Origin of the sequence: Agromyces sp. NDB4Y10, assembly GCF_001620055.1 — a bacterium.
Taxonomy (GTDB): Bacteria; Actinomycetota; Actinomycetes; order Actinomycetales; family Microbacteriaceae; genus Agromyces; species Agromyces indicus.
On the sequence record NZ_LQGY01000024.1, the window covers coordinates 1 to 15662 of the forward strand.

Annotated in this window: 15 protein-coding genes; 4 read left to right on the forward strand and 11 right to left on the reverse strand. The window is 71.5% G+C overall.

Translation table 11 applies throughout. The annotated features are described in order from the left end of the window. From AVP42_RS05800 to nusA, 3 genes are all read right to left on the reverse strand, one after another. Window positions 1–252: translation initiation factor IF-2 N-terminal domain-containing protein (locus AVP42_RS05800; protein WP_157356745.1), on the reverse strand; the 252-nt coding region annotated here is incomplete at its 3' end. 85 nt (window positions 253–337) lie between these two features. After that, window positions 338–583: a YlxR family protein gene (locus AVP42_RS05805; RefSeq protein ID WP_067947030.1), complete on the reverse strand. Its 246-nt coding sequence runs from the start codon at window positions 581–583 to the stop codon at window positions 338–340. Window positions 584–634: 51 nt separating this feature from the next. Next, window positions 635–1633 (reverse strand): transcription termination factor NusA, encoded by a 999-nt coding sequence (gene nusA, locus AVP42_RS05810; protein WP_067947032.1) that lies wholly within the window; start codon window positions 1631–1633, stop codon window positions 635–637. Window positions 1634–1788: 155 nt separating this feature from the next. Between nusA and AVP42_RS05815 the strand changes: the two genes are divergently transcribed. The 3 genes from AVP42_RS05815 to AVP42_RS05825 all read left to right on the forward strand — a co-directional run bounded on the left by AVP42_RS05815 (window position 1789) and on the right by AVP42_RS05825 (window position 5121). Next, the gene (locus tag AVP42_RS05815) at window positions 1789–2394 is read left to right on the forward strand and encodes a TetR/AcrR family transcriptional regulator (protein ID WP_197466968.1); all 606 of its coding nucleotides are present in this window, start codon (window positions 1789–1791) and stop codon (window positions 2392–2394) included. A gap of 11 nt (window positions 2395–2405) precedes the next feature. Next, a complete protein-coding gene (locus tag AVP42_RS05820) occupies window positions 2406–3545 on the forward strand; it encodes a glycosyltransferase (RefSeq protein WP_067947035.1) in 1140 nt (379 codons plus the stop codon). A 70-nt stretch (window positions 3546–3615) separates the two neighbouring features. After that, a complete protein-coding gene (locus AVP42_RS05825; RefSeq protein ID WP_067947038.1) occupies window positions 3616–5121 on the forward strand; it encodes a sodium:alanine symporter family protein in 1506 nt (501 codons plus the stop codon). 51 nt (window positions 5122–5172) lie between these two features. On the opposite strand, the gene AVP42_RS05830 is transcribed toward AVP42_RS05825, so the two are convergent. Then, window positions 5173–7215, reverse strand: coding sequence for a PhoX family phosphatase (locus tag AVP42_RS05830; protein ID WP_067947040.1), 2043 nt, complete (start codon window positions 7213–7215; stop codon window positions 5173–5175). Between the two features lie 235 nt (window positions 7216–7450). Here AVP42_RS05830 and AVP42_RS05835 point away from each other — a divergent pair, with 235 nt between their 5' ends. Then, on the forward strand, window positions 7451–8260 hold the full coding sequence (locus AVP42_RS05835) for a DUF1206 domain-containing protein (protein ID WP_082847038.1): 810 nt from the start codon (window positions 7451–7453) through the stop codon (window positions 8258–8260). Between the two features lie 79 nt (window positions 8261–8339). Here the strand turns inward: AVP42_RS05835 and AVP42_RS05840 are convergent, their stop codons facing one another. The 7 genes from AVP42_RS05840 to AVP42_RS05870 all read right to left on the reverse strand — a co-directional run bounded on the left by AVP42_RS05840 (window position 8340) and on the right by AVP42_RS05870 (window position 15600). After that, complete coding sequence (locus tag AVP42_RS05840) at window positions 8340–10106, reverse strand: proline--tRNA ligase (RefSeq protein ID WP_197466969.1); 1767 nt, start codon at window positions 10104–10106, stop codon at window positions 8340–8342. A 40-nt stretch (window positions 10107–10146) separates the two neighbouring features. Continuing rightward, entirely contained in the window at window positions 10147–11277 is a 1131-nt protein-coding gene (ispG, locus tag AVP42_RS05845; RefSeq protein ID WP_067947042.1) for a flavodoxin-dependent (E)-4-hydroxy-3-methylbut-2-enyl-diphosphate synthase, read from the reverse strand. Window positions 11278–11364: 87 nt separating this feature from the next. Further along, window positions 11365–12468: a YihY/virulence factor BrkB family protein gene (locus AVP42_RS05850; protein WP_067947044.1), complete on the reverse strand. Its 1104-nt coding sequence runs from the start codon at window positions 12466–12468 to the stop codon at window positions 11365–11367. Between the two features lie 92 nt (window positions 12469–12560). Next, window positions 12561–13202 carry a hypothetical protein gene (locus AVP42_RS05855; protein WP_067947046.1) on the reverse strand — a complete coding sequence of 214 codons (642 nt, stop codon included), beginning with the start codon at window positions 13200–13202 and terminating at the stop codon, window positions 12561–12563. 108 nt (window positions 13203–13310) lie between these two features. Next, window positions 13311–13961, reverse strand: a complete 651-nt coding sequence (locus tag AVP42_RS05860) for a CoA transferase subunit B (RefSeq protein WP_197466970.1) — start codon at window positions 13959–13961, stop codon at window positions 13311–13313. Window positions 13962–13963: 2 nt separating this feature from the next. Beyond that, complete coding sequence (locus AVP42_RS05865) at window positions 13964–14737, reverse strand: CoA transferase subunit A (RefSeq protein ID WP_067947048.1); 774 nt, start codon at window positions 14735–14737, stop codon at window positions 13964–13966. Between the two features lie 116 nt (window positions 14738–14853). Next, window positions 14854–15600 (reverse strand): 3-hydroxybutyrate dehydrogenase, encoded by a 747-nt coding sequence (locus AVP42_RS05870; protein ID WP_067947050.1) that lies wholly within the window; start codon window positions 15598–15600, stop codon window positions 14854–14856. Window positions 15601–15662: the final 62 nt, after the last annotated feature.

Below are 15662 nucleotides of genomic sequence, written 5' to 3' on the forward strand. Positions count from 1 at the left end.
CTCGGGCGCTGCGGGGGGCTTCGGACCGGGCTTGGGGCCCGGCTTCGCCGACGAGGCCTTGGGCGCCTCGGCGGGCTTGCTCGCGCCGCCGACCGCCTCGAGGGCGGCCCGCAGGCGACGGGCGACGGGGGGTTCGATCGAGGACGACGGGCCCTTGACGTATTCGCCCATCTCCTTCAGCTTCTCGAGCGCGACCTTGCTGTCGACGCCGAGTTCGCTGGCGATCTCGTGTACGCGTGGTTTGGCAGCCACTTCTCTCCTGTTCCGGGTCCACCCCGAAACAGGGGGACCATCAATGACGGACGGGTCTCATTTCGAGCCGCTCATGAGTTGTCCATTAGCCGTTCAGCCTGTTCTCCAGATCGGATGTGTCCAGCTCGCCGGTCACGCGGAGCGCGCGCCCGAAGGCGCGGCGTCGCTGGGCGAGTCGGAGGCACTCGAGCGTCGGATGGAGCCACGCACCCCGCCCGGGGAGCACCGCCGACGTATCGGCGAGGACTCGGGATTGCTGGGCGACGACCCTCAGAAGTGAGGACCGCGGAGCGCGCGAACGGCATCCGATGCACGTTCTGACGGGATCCATCCTACACCTCCGGCCTGTGCGTCTCCGGACAACGCCCGGAGCGCGGCCGAGTCACGCCTGGTCGAGGACCGAGTCCGGCTGGATGTCGATCTTCGCGCCGGTCAGCTTGGCGGCCAGGCGGGCGTTCTGGCCCTCCTTGCCGATCGCGAGCGACAGCTGGTAGTCGGGCACGAGCGCGCGCACGGCACGCGTGCCCTCGTCGATCACGAAGGCGCTCGTGACCTTGGCCGGCGACAGCGCCGACGCGACGAACGTCGCCAGGTCCTCGTTCCAGTCGACGATGTCGATCTTCTCGTTGCCGAGCTCGGCGGTGACCGCACGGACGCGCTGGCCGAGCTCGCCGATGCACGCGCCCTTGGCGTTCACGCCGGGCTGGTTCGCGCGGACGGCGATCTTGGTGCGGTGTCCGGCCTCGCGGGCGAGGGAGACGATCTCGACGACGCCCGAGGCGATCTCGGGGACCTCGAGCGCGAAGAGCTTGCGCACGAGTGCGGGGTGCGTGCGCGAGACCGTGATCGACGGCCCCTTGGCGCCCTTCGCGACGCTCGTGACGTACACGCGGATGCGCTGGCCGTGCGGGTACTCCTCGCCGGGCACCTGCTCCTCGGGGGGCAGGATCGCCTCGACGGTGCCGAGGTCGATGTGCACCATCCGCGGATTGGGGCCCTGCTGGATGACGCCCGCGACGATGTCGCCCTCGCGCCCGCGGAACTCACCGAGCACGGCGTCGTCGGCGAGGTCGCGAAGGCGCTGGTTGATGACCTGCTTCGCGGCGAACGCGGCGATGCGGCCGAAGTCGCTCGGCGAGTCCTCGGCCTCGCCGATGACGTTGCCCTCGTCGTCGAGCTCGGGCACGTAGATCGAGACGTGACCCGTCTTGCGGTCGAGGTGGGCGCGGGCGCCGCGCGGGTTGGCGTGCCCGTGCTGCGCGGGGTTGGTGTGCTTGAGGTAGGCCATCAGGATCGCCTGCTCGATGATCTGCACCAGTTCGTCGAACGGGATCTCCTTCTCGCGCTCCATCATGCGGAGCACGCTGAGGTCGATGTCCATTCCGGCCTCCTCTATTCAACTCTCGGGTCCGCTCCCCCACCGGGCGGAACACTCAAGCGTAGCGGATGCCGTGGACGACCTCATCCGCAGGACGGGAGATTCCGTGTGTACGGGTATTGACACCGAAACAGAGTTCAGCGTTAATGGGGACTGACATGAAATCCACTCGCGCGTACACCATGCGCGTCCGGGCCGACCGAGTGCAGCAGACCCGCGAGCGCATCCTCGACGCGGTCGTCTCACTCGCCGGAGACCGGCCGCTCGCCCGATGCACGCTGCCGGCGATCGCCGAGCGCGCGGGGGTCTCGGTGCAGACGGTCCTCCGCGCCTACGGCACGCGCGACGACCTGTTCGCCGCGGCCCGCGAGCGGGCCACCGCGCACGTCCTCGCCGAGCGGAGGATCGATCCCGACGACGTGCCCGCGACCGTCGCCGCCCTCGTCGACCACTACGAGGCCCGGGGCGACGGCGTCCTGCTGCTCGTGGGCCAGGAACGGTGGGAACCGCTGGCCGCCGAGATCACGGCGGGCGGGCGCCGACTGCACCGCGAATGGGTCGCACGCACGTTCGCGCACACCCTCGGCCGGCTGCCCGTCGACCGTCGTGAACGGGCGGTGGACCTGCTCGTGGCCGCCACCGACCTCTCGGTGTGGAAGCTGTGGCGGCGCGACGCCGGCCGCACTCGCGACGAGACGCTCGAGCGCATGCTCGCGCTCGTGGCATCCGTCACCCGCCGACTCGACCCGGACACCGCGCACTGAGGGAGATCGCCATGTCCGCCATCGCCATCGCCATCGTCACCGTCGACGCGGGCGGCAACGTCCCGCCGGCGCTCCGCATCGCCGACGAGCTCGCAGGCCGGGGCCATCGCGTCGAGGTGCTGGGCCACCGGCGCCAGGCCGCCTCGGTCGCACGCGCGGGGCACGGATTCCGCCCGCTCGCGTCGCTGGACTTCTGGGACTCCGGCGTGCGCCGCTCCGTGCCCGCCGCGATCGCCGAGACCACCCGGCTGGCCGCCGACCGGGCCCTCGAGGACGAGGTCCGCCGGGCGACCGCCGGTTCGGACGCCGCGATCGTGGACTGCCTCATGTCCTCGTCGGTGCGCGGCGCGGGAGCCGTCTCGGTCCCGACGGCCGTGCTCTTCCACACCTACCTGGAGTTCTGGCAGCGGTCGTACCGACGCGGCCCCGTCGGCGTCGCGGCCCGGCTGCGGGGCACCGACCCGCTGACCGCGTGGTCGCGCGCGGCAGGACGCATCGTGACCTCGGACGTTGCGCTCGACCCCGCGTCGGCGCGGCGGACGCCGCTCGCGCAGGCGTCGGAGTGGGTCGGCCCGATCGAGGCCGGCGCGGCGGTCGAACCGCAGCTCGCCGCTCCCCCGCTCGTGGTCGTGAGCCTCTCGACCACGTGGTTCCCCGGCCAGACGGAGGCCTACCAGCGCATCGCGAACGCGCTCGGCTCGCTGCCGGTCCGCGGCGTGCTCACGCTCGGGGGCCTGCCGCCGGACCGACCGCTGCGGGTGCCGCGGAACGTGCGCGTGCTCGAGCGAGTCGACCACGGCGAGCTGTTCCCGCGGGCGTCGCTCCTCATCGGGCACGGCGGTCACTCCACGACCTTCCGCGCCCTCGCGCACGGCCTGCCCGTGATCACCATGCCGATGCACCCCCTGCTCGACCAGCCCCTGATCGGCCGCTCCGTCCAACGCGTCGGGGCCGGGATCGTGCTCCCGAAATCGGCACCCTCCGAGCGGATCGCCCGAGTGGTGACGGCCATGCTCGCCGACGACGGGGCGCGGGCCGGGGCCGCCCGACTCGGCCGCAGACTGCGGGAGGCGGATGCCGCCGGGGCGGCCGCCGACGCCGTCGAGCGTTTGGCGCACGAGCGCCTCCGGCGCACGGCACCACCGCGCTGACCTCGGCCGCCCGGCACGCACCCGCCCGTGATGCGCGGGCGATCGGCCGCCCGACTGGCATGCTGGGCGCATGGATGCGCTGAACGACCTCGTGCTCGCCGCGGGCGACACCCTCTGGACCTGGATCGTGCTGCCCGTGGTGGCGATCCTCGGGATCTACTTCACGGTGCGCTCGGGCGTCGTGCAGTTCCGGCTCATCCCGGAGATGTTCCGCACGCTCACCGACAAGACGCCCCGCGACGAGACGGGCCGCCCGCAGTCCGTCTCGGCGTTCCAGGCCTTCACGATCTCGGCGGCGTCCCGCGTGGGCGTGGGCAACATCGCGGGCGTCGGCACGGCCATCGCGGTGGGCGGTGCCGGCGCGATCTTCTGGATGTGGCTCATGGCCTTCATCGGCGGGGCGTCGGCGTTCGTCGAGTCCTCCCTCGGCCAGCTGTTCAAGGTGCGCGACAAGGACGGCTTCCGCGGCGGCCCGGCGTACTACATCGAGCGCGGCCTCAAGGCGCGCTGGGCCGGCATCCTCTTCGCGGTCATCCTCATCCTCTGCTTCCCCTTCGCCTTCTCGTCGCTGCAGGCGAACACCATCAGCGCGAGCTTCACCTCGACGGTCGCGCCCGACGGGGCTGCGGGCTGGGTCGCCTGGGCCGTCGGGGCGGTCCTCGCGACGCTGACCGGACTCGTCGTCTTCGGCGGCGTGCGGCGCATCGCGCACGTGACGCAGGCCGTCGTGCCGCTCATGGCCCTCATCTACCTGCTCGTCGGACTCGTGATCGTCGCCATGAACATCACGCGCCTGCCCGAGGTGTTCGCGTCGATCTTCACGCAGGCCTTCGGCTACAACGAACTCCTCGGCGCCGCCCTCGGCACGATCATCATGACCGGCGTCAAGCGGGGCATGTTCTCGAACGAGGCCGGCCTCGGTTCGGCGCCGAACGCGGGCGCGAGCGCCGCGGTCACCCACCCGGTCAAGCAGGGCCTCGTGCAGACCCTCGGGGTCTACTTCGACACCTTCCTCGTGTGCTCCATCACGGCGTTCATCATCCTCGTCTCGAACCCCGACCTCGCGAACGCCGAGCGCGGCATCGGGCTCACGCAGGACGCGATGGTGGCGAACCTCGGCGGCTGGGCGAGCATCCTGCTCACGGTCGTCGTGTTCCTCCTCGCCTTCTCGTCGATCCTCGGCAACTACTACTACGGCGAGTCCAACATCGAGTTCATCACCACGCGGCCGTGGGTGCTCACGACGTACCGTTCGCTCGTCGTGGTGGCCATCTTCGTGGGCTCGATCGCGGGCAGCGACCTCATCTGGAACACCGCCGACGGCATCATGGGGCTGATGGCGCTCGTGAACCTCATCGCGATCGGCCTGCTGTCGGGCCTGGCGTTCCGGTTGATGCGCGACTACACCCACCAGCGACGGCAGGGCCGCGACCCGGTGTTCACGCGCGACCTCATGCCCGACGTCACGGGCATCGAGTGCTGGACCGACGAGCGCTCGGTCACCGGCCCCATCGACGTGGCGACCGCGCGCCGGCAGGCGACGAAGCACCGCGACCACCTGCACCACGAGGACTGAGCACGAGAGGCGACGGATGCCGCCGCGGCATCCGTCGCCCCCTGCTCGGCGTCAGCCGCGCCAGACCTGCACCACCGACGGACGCGGCGCAGCGGCCGCGCCCGGTGCCGTCGAGCCGTAGTCGGGGAACCGGGAGGTCGGCGCCGCGAACGTGCCGTCCTCGCCCGGGTGCTGCACAGCCACGAACACCATGCCCTCGTCGTCGCGGATGATCGGCCCGCACGTCTCGGCGTCGCGCGGCACCGAGAGGAACTGCTGCACGCGCCCCCGCTCGGGTCCCTCCAGCGGCACCTTGAACAGCCCGTCGTTCTTCCGGATCGTCGACGGCGCGCCATCGGTGGAGATCCAGAGGTTGCCCTCGCCGTCGAACGCGACGTTGTCGGGGCACGAGATGGGCGAGACGAGCTCCTTCGGGTAGCCGGCGAAGTAGGTCTGCGAGATGCCCGCGGGGTCGCCGCAGAGCAGCAGGATGCTCCACGAGAACCGGGTGCCGCCCTGCCCGTCGAGCTCGGTCAGCTCGATGACGTGGCCGTCGCGGTTCGCGGCGCGTGGGTTCGCCTCGTCGACCGCGTAGTCGAGCCCGCGACGCGTGTTGTTCGTGCAGGCCACGTACACCCGCCCGGTCGTCGGGTGCGGCTCGACGTCCTCGCAGCGGTCCATCTTCGTCGCCCCGACCCGGTCGGCGGCGAGGCGCGTGTGCACGAGCACCTCCTCGACGCTCATGCCGGGGACGGCGCTGCGCCCCTTCCGCGTCAGCGCGATCCACTCCCCCGTGCCGTCGAAGGCCCCGTCGGAGGGCAGGGCGCCCGTTCCGGTGATCTCGGAGGCCGGCGAGTCGCCCGAGAACCGGGCGACGAACAGGTCGCCCTCGGCGAGCAGTCGCAGGTTCTGCTTCCGGGCCGCGGCATCCGCTCGATTCGGGTTGTAGCGGTGCTTCGAGACGAACTTGTAGAGGTAGTCGCCGCGCTCGTCGTCGCCCATGTACGCGACCACGCGGCCGTCCTCGGCGATGCGGACGTTGGCGCCCTCGTGCTTGAAACGCCCCATCGCGGTGTGCTTCACGGGCGTGGACGTCGGGTCCTGCGGGTCGATCTCGACGATGTAGCCGAACCGGTTCGCCTCGTTCTCGTACCCCGGCGCGGTGCCGTCGAAGCGACGGTCCCACGTCTCCCACCCGGTGGAGGTCGGTGCCTGACGGAACCCGTATCGCGCCCGCGAGGGCGTGTCGGCCGGTGCGGAGAAGTAGCCGTTGAAGTTCTCCTCGCCCGAGAGCACCGTGCCCCACGGCGTCGTGCCGCCCGCGCAGTTGCCCAGCGTGCCGAGCACCGTCCGGCCCGACGGGTCGGCCGCCGTGCGCACGAGGTCGGAGCCCGCGGCCGGACCCGTGAGCGCGAACTCGCTGTCGACCGTGAGCCGGCGGTTCCGGCGACCCCCGACGACGATGCGCCAAGGCGCGCCGATCGCATCGCGCTCGACCTCGACGACGGCCATGCCCTGCGCCGCCTTGTAGATCTCGCTGCGCATGCGGAGCTCGGCCGGATCGCTCGACGGCGGGAACATGATCGCGGGATTCACGTACTCGTGGTTCGCGACGAGCACGCCCGTGAGCCCGCCCTCGTCGGCGATGACGTCGATGTAGTCGACGTTGTAGCCGAACTGGCGCGCCTGCGCGGCCGGGGTCTGGTTCGCGAGGTCGAAGCCGGGTGCGTCCGGGAAGATCGGGTCGCCCCACCGCACGAGCGCCGACCACCGGTATCCGGCGGGCACGGTGAACTCGTCGACGGTCGACGCGACGGGGGCGATCGGCTCGAAGGGCAGTCCGGATGCCGCGACGGCACCCCTGCCCGGGGCCGCCTGCGCCGGCGCCGCGCCGAACGCGTCGCCCACGGCGATCGCGACCGCCCCGGCCGCCCCCATGCCGAGCAGGGCGCGCCGCGACAGCGCGGCCGAGGCGAGCGAGCGGAACTCGGGGTTCGCGGACGTGTTGCACTCGGGGCCGAGGCACGCGTCGGCGCACTTCAGTCGGCACGTCACGGGCGATCGCTTGCCGCGTGCGTGGTCCACGACGGACAGTCGGAGGTCGGGCAGGGCCATGGCAGCTCCTCGTTCAGGCGCGCAGGTCGGGCGCGGTTCGGGTCGCGGGGACGCGCCGAGCCTCGCGGGGCGCGGTGACGGTCCGGCGTCCGCACGTCGACGCCGGGGTGAACGCCGCCCGACCGGCGCGGGAACGGCGGACCGGCGACCGCTCGCCCTAGCACTGCGCGAACCGCGCGGGCAAGCACTCGGCGGCCACTGCCGTTCGAGGGCCTCCCCTCACTACGCTGAGCGCATGAGCTCGGCTACCGGCAAGTCGGCCGCCAACGCGGCGCAGAACTCCCGCATCCTCAAGTCCCTCGCCCGCATCGGATACGTGGTCCTCGGGATCGTCCACATCGTCATCGGGACGATCGCCATCTCGGTCGCGCAGGGCGCCGGCGGGGAGGCCGACCAGGGCGGGGCCATGCAGCAGGTCGCCAGCTGGCCGTTCGGGCTCGTGCTGCTGTGGCTCATCGCGCTCGGCCTGTTCGCGCTCGGGCTCTGGCAGGTGGCCGAGGCCTTCCTCGTGCGCGACCCCGATTCGAAGAAGAAGTGGGGCTACCGGGTCAAGTACGTCGGCACGGCGATCGCCTACGTCACGATCGGCGTCACCGCCCTCGTCTACGCGCTCGGCGGGCGGTCGGACGGCGACCAGTCCACCCAGACGCTCAGCGCGCAGCTGCTCGCCACGCCGGGCGGCGTGTTCCTCCTGGTGCTCGTGGGCCTCGTCGTCGCGGGCGTCGGCGTCGCCTTCGTCTACCGCGGTGCGACGCGCAAGTTCGAGGAGCACCTGGAGCTGCCGGGCAGCGGCGCCGCCCGGCGCGGCATCCTCGTCTTCGGCACCGTCGGGTACATCGCCAAGGGCATCGCGGTCGGCATCGTCGGCGTGCTGTTCGTCGTCGCGGCCGTCACCGCGGACGCAGAGGCCGCGGGAGGTCTGGATGCGGCGCTGAAGAGCCTGTCCGACCTGCCGTTCGGCGTGGTCATCCTCTGGCTCGTCGGGGCCGGGCTCGTGGTCTACGGCATCTTCTGCTTCGCCCGGGCCCGCTACGCCAAGATGTGAGGCGCACCGACCACGATGCGCGAACGCCCCCGGCCCGTGAGGGCTCGGGGGCGTTCGCGTTCGCGGAGCGCGGTGCGGGTCAGGACCCGAGGGCCGCGACCACGCCGTCGATCGGCACGCTCGTGCGTTCCCCGGTCGCCCGGTCCCACACCTCGACGACGCCGTCGGCGACCCCGCGGCCGGCGATGACGATCTTCGGAACGCCGATGAGCTCGGCGTCGGCGAACTTCACGCCCGGCGAGAGCTTCGGACGGTCGTCGAAGAGGACCTCGAACCGGGCCGCCTCGAGGTCGGCGACGATGCGCTCGGCCGCCTCGAACGCCGCGGCGTCCTTGCCGGTCGCGAGCACGTGCACGTCGAAGGGGGCGACGGCGGCGGGCCAGATGAGGCCCTTGTCGTCGTTGTGCAGCTCGGCGATGATCGCCAGGATGCGGGTCACGCCGATCCCGTACGAGCCCATGGTCACGGTGGCGAGCTTGCCGTTCTCGTCGAGCACCTTGAGGCCGAGCGCGTCGGCGTACTTGCGGCCCAGCTGGAACACGTGGCCGATCTCCATGCCGCGGGCGAGCTCCACCGGTCCCGAGCCGTCGGGGGCCGGGTCGCCGGCGCGCACGTTCGCCGCCTCGACGGTGCCGTCGGCGACGAAGTCGCGTCCCGCGACGAGGCCGAACACGTGCTTCTCGTCGAGGTTGGCCCCGGTGATCCACTCGGTGCCGTCGACGACGCGCGGGTCGACGAGGTAGCGGATGCCGGTGACGGACTCGGCCCCGAGCACGGCTCCGTCGGGCGACCACGGCCCGATGTAGCCCTTGACCAGCCCGGGATTGCGCGCGAAGTCCTCCTCGGTCGCGGCCTCGACCTCGGCCGGCGCGAAGGCCACCTCGACGCGCTTGGCGTCGACCTCGCGGTCGCCCGGGATGCCGACGACGACGAGCTCGCGCGTGCCATCCGGGTGGGTGAGGGCGAGCACCACGTTCTTCAGCGTGTCGGCCGCCGTCCACGGGCGCCCGTCGGGGCGCGGGTAGCGGTCGTTGGCGAGGTCGACGAGCGTCTGGATCGTCGGCGTGTTCGGCGAGTCGAGGATCACCGCGGGCGGCAGGTCGTCGAACGGGATCGGCTCGGGCGCGACGGTCGTGAACGCCTCGACGTTGGCGGCGTAGCCGCCGGCCGAGCGGACGAAGGTGTCCTCGCCGACGGGAGTGGGGTGGAGGAACTCCTCGCTCTTGGACCCGCCCATGGCGCCGGCGTCGGCCTGCACGATCACGTAGTCGAGGCCGAGGCGCTGGAAGATGCGCTCGTAGGCGTCGCGCTGCGCCTGGTACGACGCGTCGAGGCCCGCATCGCTCACGTCGAACGAGTACGCGTCCTTCATCGTGAACTCACGGCCCCGGAGGAGGCCCGCGCGCGGACGCGCCTCGTCGCGGTACTTGTCCTGGATCTGGTAGATCGTGAGCGGCAGTTCCTTGTACGAGGAGTAGAGGTCCTTCACGAGCAGCGTGAAGACCTCCTCGTGCGTGGGCGCCAGGAGGTAGTCGGCGTCCTTGCGGTCCTTCAACCGGAACAGCGCGTCGCCGTACTCGGTCCACCGGCCGGTCTGCTCGTACGGCTCACGCGGGAGCAGCGCCGGGAAGTGCACCTCGTGCGCGCCCGCCCGCTCCATCTCCTCGCGGATGACGCGCTCGATCTTCGCCTTCACCCGCAGGCCGAGCGGCAGCCAGGCGAACACGCCGGGCGCCTGCCGGCGGATGTAGCCGGCGCGGACGAGCAGCTTATGGCTCGTGACCTCCGCGTCGGCGGGGTCTTCGCGGAGCGTGCGGAGGAAGAAGTTCGTCAGGCGTGTGGGCACCCGGGAATTCTACCGACGGCGGATGCCGCGCCCGGACCGATCAGGACGTGACGACCTGCGGGGTGCCGACGGGCGCGTCGGCGCCCATCTCGTCGGCGATGCGGTTCGCCTCGGCGATGAGGGTCTGGACGATCTCGGACTCGGGGACGGTCTTGATGACCTCGCCCTTGACGAAGATCTGGCCCTTGCCGTTGCCGGATGCGACGCCGAGGTCGGCTTCGCGGGCCTCGCCCGGGCCGTTGACGACGCAGCCCATGACCGCGACGCGCAGCGGCACGCTCATGCCCTCGAGGCCGTCGGTCACGTCGTTGGCGAGCTTGTACACGTCGACCTGGGCGCGGCCGCACGACGGGCACGACACGATCTCGAGCTTGCGCTCGCGGAGGTTCAGGGACTGCAGGATCTGCAGGCCGACCTTCACCTCCTCGACGGGCGGCGCCGACAGGGACACGCGGATGGTGTCGCCGATGCCCTCGCCGAGCAGGATCCCGAACGCGGTCGCCGACTTGATGGTGCCCTGGAACGCCGGGCCGGCCTCGGTCACGCCGAGGTGCAGCGGCCAGTCGCCCCGCTCCGCCAGCATCCGGTACGCCTTCACCATGACGATCGGGTCGTTGTGCTTGACCGAGATCTTGAAGTCGTGGAAGTCGTGCTCCTCGAACAGACTCGCCTCCCACACGGCCGACTCGACGAGCGCCTCGGCGGTCGCCTTGCCGTACTTCTGCAGCAGGCGCGGGTCGAGCGAGCCGGCGTTCACGCCGATGCGGATCGAGACGCCCGCCTCCTTGGCGCGCCGAGCGATCTCGCCGACCTGGTCGTCGAACTTGCGGATGTTGCCCGGGTTCACGCGCACCGCGGCGCAGCCGGCGTCGATGGCGGCGTACACGTAGTTCGGCTGGAAGTGGATGTCGGCGATGACCGGGATCTGGCTCTTCTTCGCGATGATCGGGAGCGCCTCGGCGTCGTCGCGGCTCGGCACGGCGACGCGGACGATGTCGCAGCCGGAGGCGGTGAGCTCGGCGATCTGCTGGAGGGTCGCATTGATGTTCGGCGTCGGCGTGGTGGTCATCGACTGCACGCTCACGGGCGCGTCACCGCCGACGAGCACCTTGCCCACCTTGATCTGGCGCGACTTGCGTCGGGGGGCCAGGACTTCGGGGACCTTCGGCATTCCGATATTCACAGCAGGCACGGTGTCAGTTTAGGGCGGCCCCGCTGGGCGGCACCTCAATCGAACGGATGCTTCGCGGCCGGCGTCCTACCGCCCGGAATCCTCCCCGTCGCCGTCGCCGCGCGCCTCGGCGCGCTGCTTCGCCGCGGTGTTCGCCTCGCGGAGGCGACGGCCGATGCGGACGTCCTCCTTGCGCTTCTCCTCCGCCTTGTCCATCTTCCGGGTGTCCCGCGGCGGGAGCTGGATCCGCTCCTCGGCGGGGATCCCCGCCTGCAGTTCGCGTCCGCGCTCGAGCTCGGCGTCGAACTCCGCGCCGAACAGGAGGGCGTTGTTCGCGATCCAGAGCCACAGCAGGAACACGATGGCGCCCGCGAGCGACCCGTAGGTGCGGTCGTAGTTCGAGAAGTTGGCGACGTAGAGCGCGAAGCCCGCGGACGCGATGACCAGCACGATGATCGCCAGCAGCGCGCCGAGGCTGATCCAGCGGAACTTCGGCTGCTTGGCGTTGGGGGTCGCGTGGTAGAGCAGCGCGACGATGACGACGACGATGACCGCGAGCAACGGCCACTTCGCGATCTCCCAGACGATCCGGACGGACTCGCCCAGCCCGAGCGCCGACCCGATGGCCTCGGTCACGGGTCCGGAGACGACGAGGATCACGGCGACCACGGCCACCAGCACGACGGCCGCGACGGTCACGCCGAGCTGGATCGGGCGGAGCTTCCAGAACGGCCGCCCCTCCTCGATCTCGTAGATGCGGTTCATGGCGCGGCCGAACGCGCCCACGTAGCCGGACGCGGACCACAGCGCGATCACGAGACCCGTGACGAAGCCGAGTCCGGCCGCCGGCGAGTCGGCGAAGTTCCGCAGCGGTTCGCTGAGCACCTGGAGCACCTCGGGCGGCGCCACGCCCTCGAGCACCCGCAGCAGCTCGTCGATCGCGCTGCCGCCCTGGCCGACGAGCGCGAGCAGCGACGTGAGCGCCAGCAGCCCCGGGAACAGCGCGAGCACACCGTAGTACGTGAGCGCGGCAGCACTGTCCTGGCACTGGTCGTCGACGAACTCCCGGAACGTCTTCCGGATCACGTACTTCCACGACCGCTTCGAGACCTCGGGCGGGGAGTCGGGCTTCCGCGCGTCCTCGGGGTCGGGAGCGATGCGATCGTCGTGGACGGCTTGTGCGTCGGTCATCCCACCATCGTGCGCACCGCACCTCGGCGCCCGCGAGGGACTGGCGGACACGGCACGGGGCATCTATCCTGCGCGCGGACGGCCCCGCCGATTCACTCGCAGACGTCGGTGTAGACGGGCGCGCGGACGACGACGACCGTGGAGCTGCCGTCGACCTCGACGCCCTGCGTGCCGACCGTCTCGGCCATCGCCGAGTTGCAGGCCGACCTCTCGAGGCCGGCCGGGACGGGATCGCCGACCCGGATGCCGTCGATCGCGAGGAGGTCGATTCCGCCCGCCGACGCGGACTCGAGCCGGACGCCCCAGGTCGGCGCATCGGGGACGTCGGCCACCATACCGGCGGGGAACTCCTCGATGGCGAGGCCGTCCCAGCGGTGCAGCGTGCCCATGCCCTCGGTGTACCGGGACTCGTAGGTCTCGACGACGGGGTCCCCGAGCAGCTCGGTGAGCCGGGCGAGCGCGGCGTCGACCGGGTCGGCGTAGGCATCCCGCGTGTCCCGCACCGGTGCGCCGGAGGCGTCGAGGTACTCGACCGCGTCCGCGCGGACGAGGATGGCGGCGACCTCCCCGCCGTCGGCGTCGGGCGTCGGCGTCTCGGTGACCGGCGTCTCGGCCGGCGTCGGCGTCGGCGTGGTGGCGGGGGCTGTTGCGGGCTCGGCCGTGCACCCGACGAGCGCGAGGCCCGCGATCAGCACGAGGGTGGCCAGAGCGGTGCGGCGCGCGGGTCGGGTCAACGGAGCTCCTGTTCGGAAGGGCGGTGGGGAACCGTCGACGCCAGCATGGCAGCGGGGGTGCGCCGGCCGGCGCACCCCCGCGTCACGGATCGGTATCGCTTCCCCGCTTCACGCGAGCGCGGCCACCGCGGACGTGTCGAGCGGCGGCTGGGTCTTCTCGACGACCTCGTCGACGGTCACGCCGGGCGCGAGCTCGACGAGTTTGAGCCCGTCGGGCGTCACGTCGATCACGGCGAGGTCGGTGATGATGCGGTCGACGACGCCCCTGCCGGTGAGCGGCAGCGAGCAGGAGTCGACGATCTTCGGCGAGCCGTCCTTCGCGACGTGCTCCATGAGTACGATGCGGCGTCGTGCACCGTGCACGAGGTCCATCGCGCCGCCCGGGCCCTTGACCATCTTCCCCGGGATCATCCAGTTGGCGAGGTCGCCGTCCTTCGACACCTGCATCGCGCCGAGGATCGCCGCGTCGACCTTGCCGCCGCGGATCATGCCGAAGCTCGTGGCCGAGTCGAAGTAGGCCGCGCCGGGCAGCACGGTGACGGTCTCCTTGCCGGCGTTGATCAGATCGGGGTCGACCTGGTCCTCGGTCGGGTACGGACCGACGCCGAGGATGCCGTTCTCGGATTGCAGCACCACGGTGACGCCGTCGGGCACGTAGTTCGGCACGAGCGTGGGCAGGCCGATGCCGAGGTTGACGTACGAGCCGTCGCCGAGCTCCTTCGCCGCACGCGCGGCCATCTCGAGGCGGGTGAGCGCCATGGTCAGTTCCCCTCTCGCACGGTGCGGCGTTCGATGCGCTTCTCGATGTCGGCGCCGACCTCGACGACGCGGTCGACGAAGATGCCCGGCAGGTGCACGGCGTCGGGGTCGATCTCGCCGGGCTCGACGAGTTCCTCGACCTGGGCGATGCAGATCCGGCCGGCCATCGCGGCCAGCGGCGAGAAGTTCCGCGCCGACTTGTCGAACACGAGGTTGCCGTGCCGGTCGCCCTTCAGCGCGTGCACGAGCGCGAAGTCGGTGGTGATGGCCTCCTCGAGCACGAACTCGTGCTCCTCGCCGCGCACCGTGAACGTCTGCACGGGCTTCGGCTTCGACGCGACCGCGATCGAACCGTCGGCCCCGTACTTCTGCGGGAGTCCGCCCTCGGCGACCTGCGTGCCGACGCCGGTCTGCGTGTAGAACGCGGCGATGCCCGCGCCGCCCGCGCGGAGCTTCTCGGCGAGCGTGCCCTGCGGGGTGAGTTCGAGCTCGAGTTCGCCCGAGAGGTACTGCCGCTCGAACTCCTTGTTCTCGCCGACGTACGACGAGGTCATCTTCCGGATGAGTCCGGCGCCGAGGAGCACGCCGAGACCCCAGTCGTCGACGCCGCAGTTGTTCGAGACGACCGACAGGTCGCCGACCTTCCGCTCGAGGAGGGCCTGGATCAGCACCATGGGGATGCCGCAGAGCCCGAACCCGCCGACGGCGAGCGACGCGCCGTGCGGGATGTCGGCGACGGCCTCCTCGGCCGATCCGACGGTCTTGTCCAGTGTCATCGTGTGACCTCCTTGTCAGCGATTCGCGACCGCGGGGCGCCGGCATCCGTTCTGCGAACGCCGCGACCCGATCGCGAGGGTACAGGGCCGCGGGCCGGTCGGGCAGCCGCCGCGGCTCACCGGGCGCTCCAACCGCCGTCCATCGTGTAGCTCGCGCCCGTGACCATGCGGGCGTCGTCGCTCGCGAGCCAGCGCACGAGGCTCGCCACCTCGCCGGGCTCGACGAGCTGCTTGATCGCCGATTCGGTGAGCATGACCCGCTCGACGACGTCCTCCTCGGGGATGCCGTGCACCGCCGCCTGGTCGGCGATCTGCCGCTCGACGAGCGGGGTCCGCACGTACCCCGGATTCACGCAGTTCGAGGTGACGCCGTGGCGTCCGGCCTCGAGCGCGGTCGCCTTCGACAGGCCCTCGAGGCCGTGCTTGGCCGACACGTACGCGGACTTGTACGGCGACGCGCGGAGCCCGTGCACGCTCGAGACGTTGACGATCCGCCCGAACCCCCGCTCGTACATGGCCGGCAGCGCGGCGCGGATGAGCAGGAACGGCGCCTCGAGCATGACCCGCAGGAGCAGCGAGAACCGCTCCGGCTCGAACTGCTCGATGGGGCGAACGTGCTGCAGCCCCGCGTTGTTCACGAGGATGTCGACGTCGAGGGAGAGGTCCGCGAGCGCGGCGGTGTCGCCGAGGTCGACGGTCCAGGCCTCGCCGCCGAGCCGCGTTGCGACGGCCGCCGCGGCCTCGCCGTCGAGGTCGGCGATGATGACGTGGGCGCCGGCATCGGCGAGGGTCTCGGCGCAGGCGAGCCCGATGCCGCTCGCCCCGCCGGTCACGAGCGCGCGCCGTCCGGTCAGTGAGGTCATGCGTCTTCCGTTCCTCGGGGCAACCGCCGCGGCAGCCGCCGCTCCAGTGCGACTTCCGCCAC

Coding starts and splice junctions, on each gene's coding strand:
- AVP42_RS05805 (WP_067947030.1), bottom strand. CDS start 583: ATGGATCCCGTCAGAACGTGCATCGGATGCCGTTCGCGCGCTCCGCGG.
- nusA (WP_067947032.1), bottom strand. CDS start 1,633: ATGGACATCGACCTCAGCGTGCTCCGCATGATGGAGCGCGAGAAGGAG.
- AVP42_RS05815 (WP_197466968.1), top strand. CDS start 1,789: ATGAAATCCACTCGCGCGTACACCATGCGCGTCCGGGCCGACCGAGTG.
- AVP42_RS05820 (WP_067947035.1), top strand. CDS start 2,406: ATGTCCGCCATCGCCATCGCCATCGTCACCGTCGACGCGGGCGGCAAC.
- AVP42_RS05825 (WP_067947038.1), top strand. CDS start 3,616: ATGGATGCGCTGAACGACCTCGTGCTCGCCGCGGGCGACACCCTCTGG.
- AVP42_RS05830 (WP_067947040.1), bottom strand. CDS start 7,215: ATGGCCCTGCCCGACCTCCGACTGTCCGTCGTGGACCACGCACGCGGC.
- AVP42_RS05835 (WP_082847038.1), top strand. CDS start 7,451: ATGAGCTCGGCTACCGGCAAGTCGGCCGCCAACGCGGCGCAGAACTCC.
- ispG (WP_067947042.1), bottom strand. CDS start 11,277: ATGCCGAAGGTCCCCGAAGTCCTGGCCCCCCGACGCAAGTCGCGCCAG.
- AVP42_RS05850 (WP_067947044.1), bottom strand. CDS start 12,468: ATGACCGACGCACAAGCCGTCCACGACGATCGCATCGCTCCCGACCCC.
- AVP42_RS05860 (WP_197466970.1), bottom strand. CDS start 13,961: ATGGCGCTCACCCGCCTCGAGATGGCCGCGCGTGCGGCGAAGGAGCTC.
- AVP42_RS05865 (WP_067947048.1), bottom strand. CDS start 14,737: ATGACACTGGACAAGACCGTCGGATCGGCCGAGGAGGCCGTCGCCGAC.
- AVP42_RS05870 (WP_067947050.1), bottom strand. CDS start 15,600: ATGACCTCACTGACCGGACGGCGCGCGCTCGTGACCGGCGGGGCGAGC.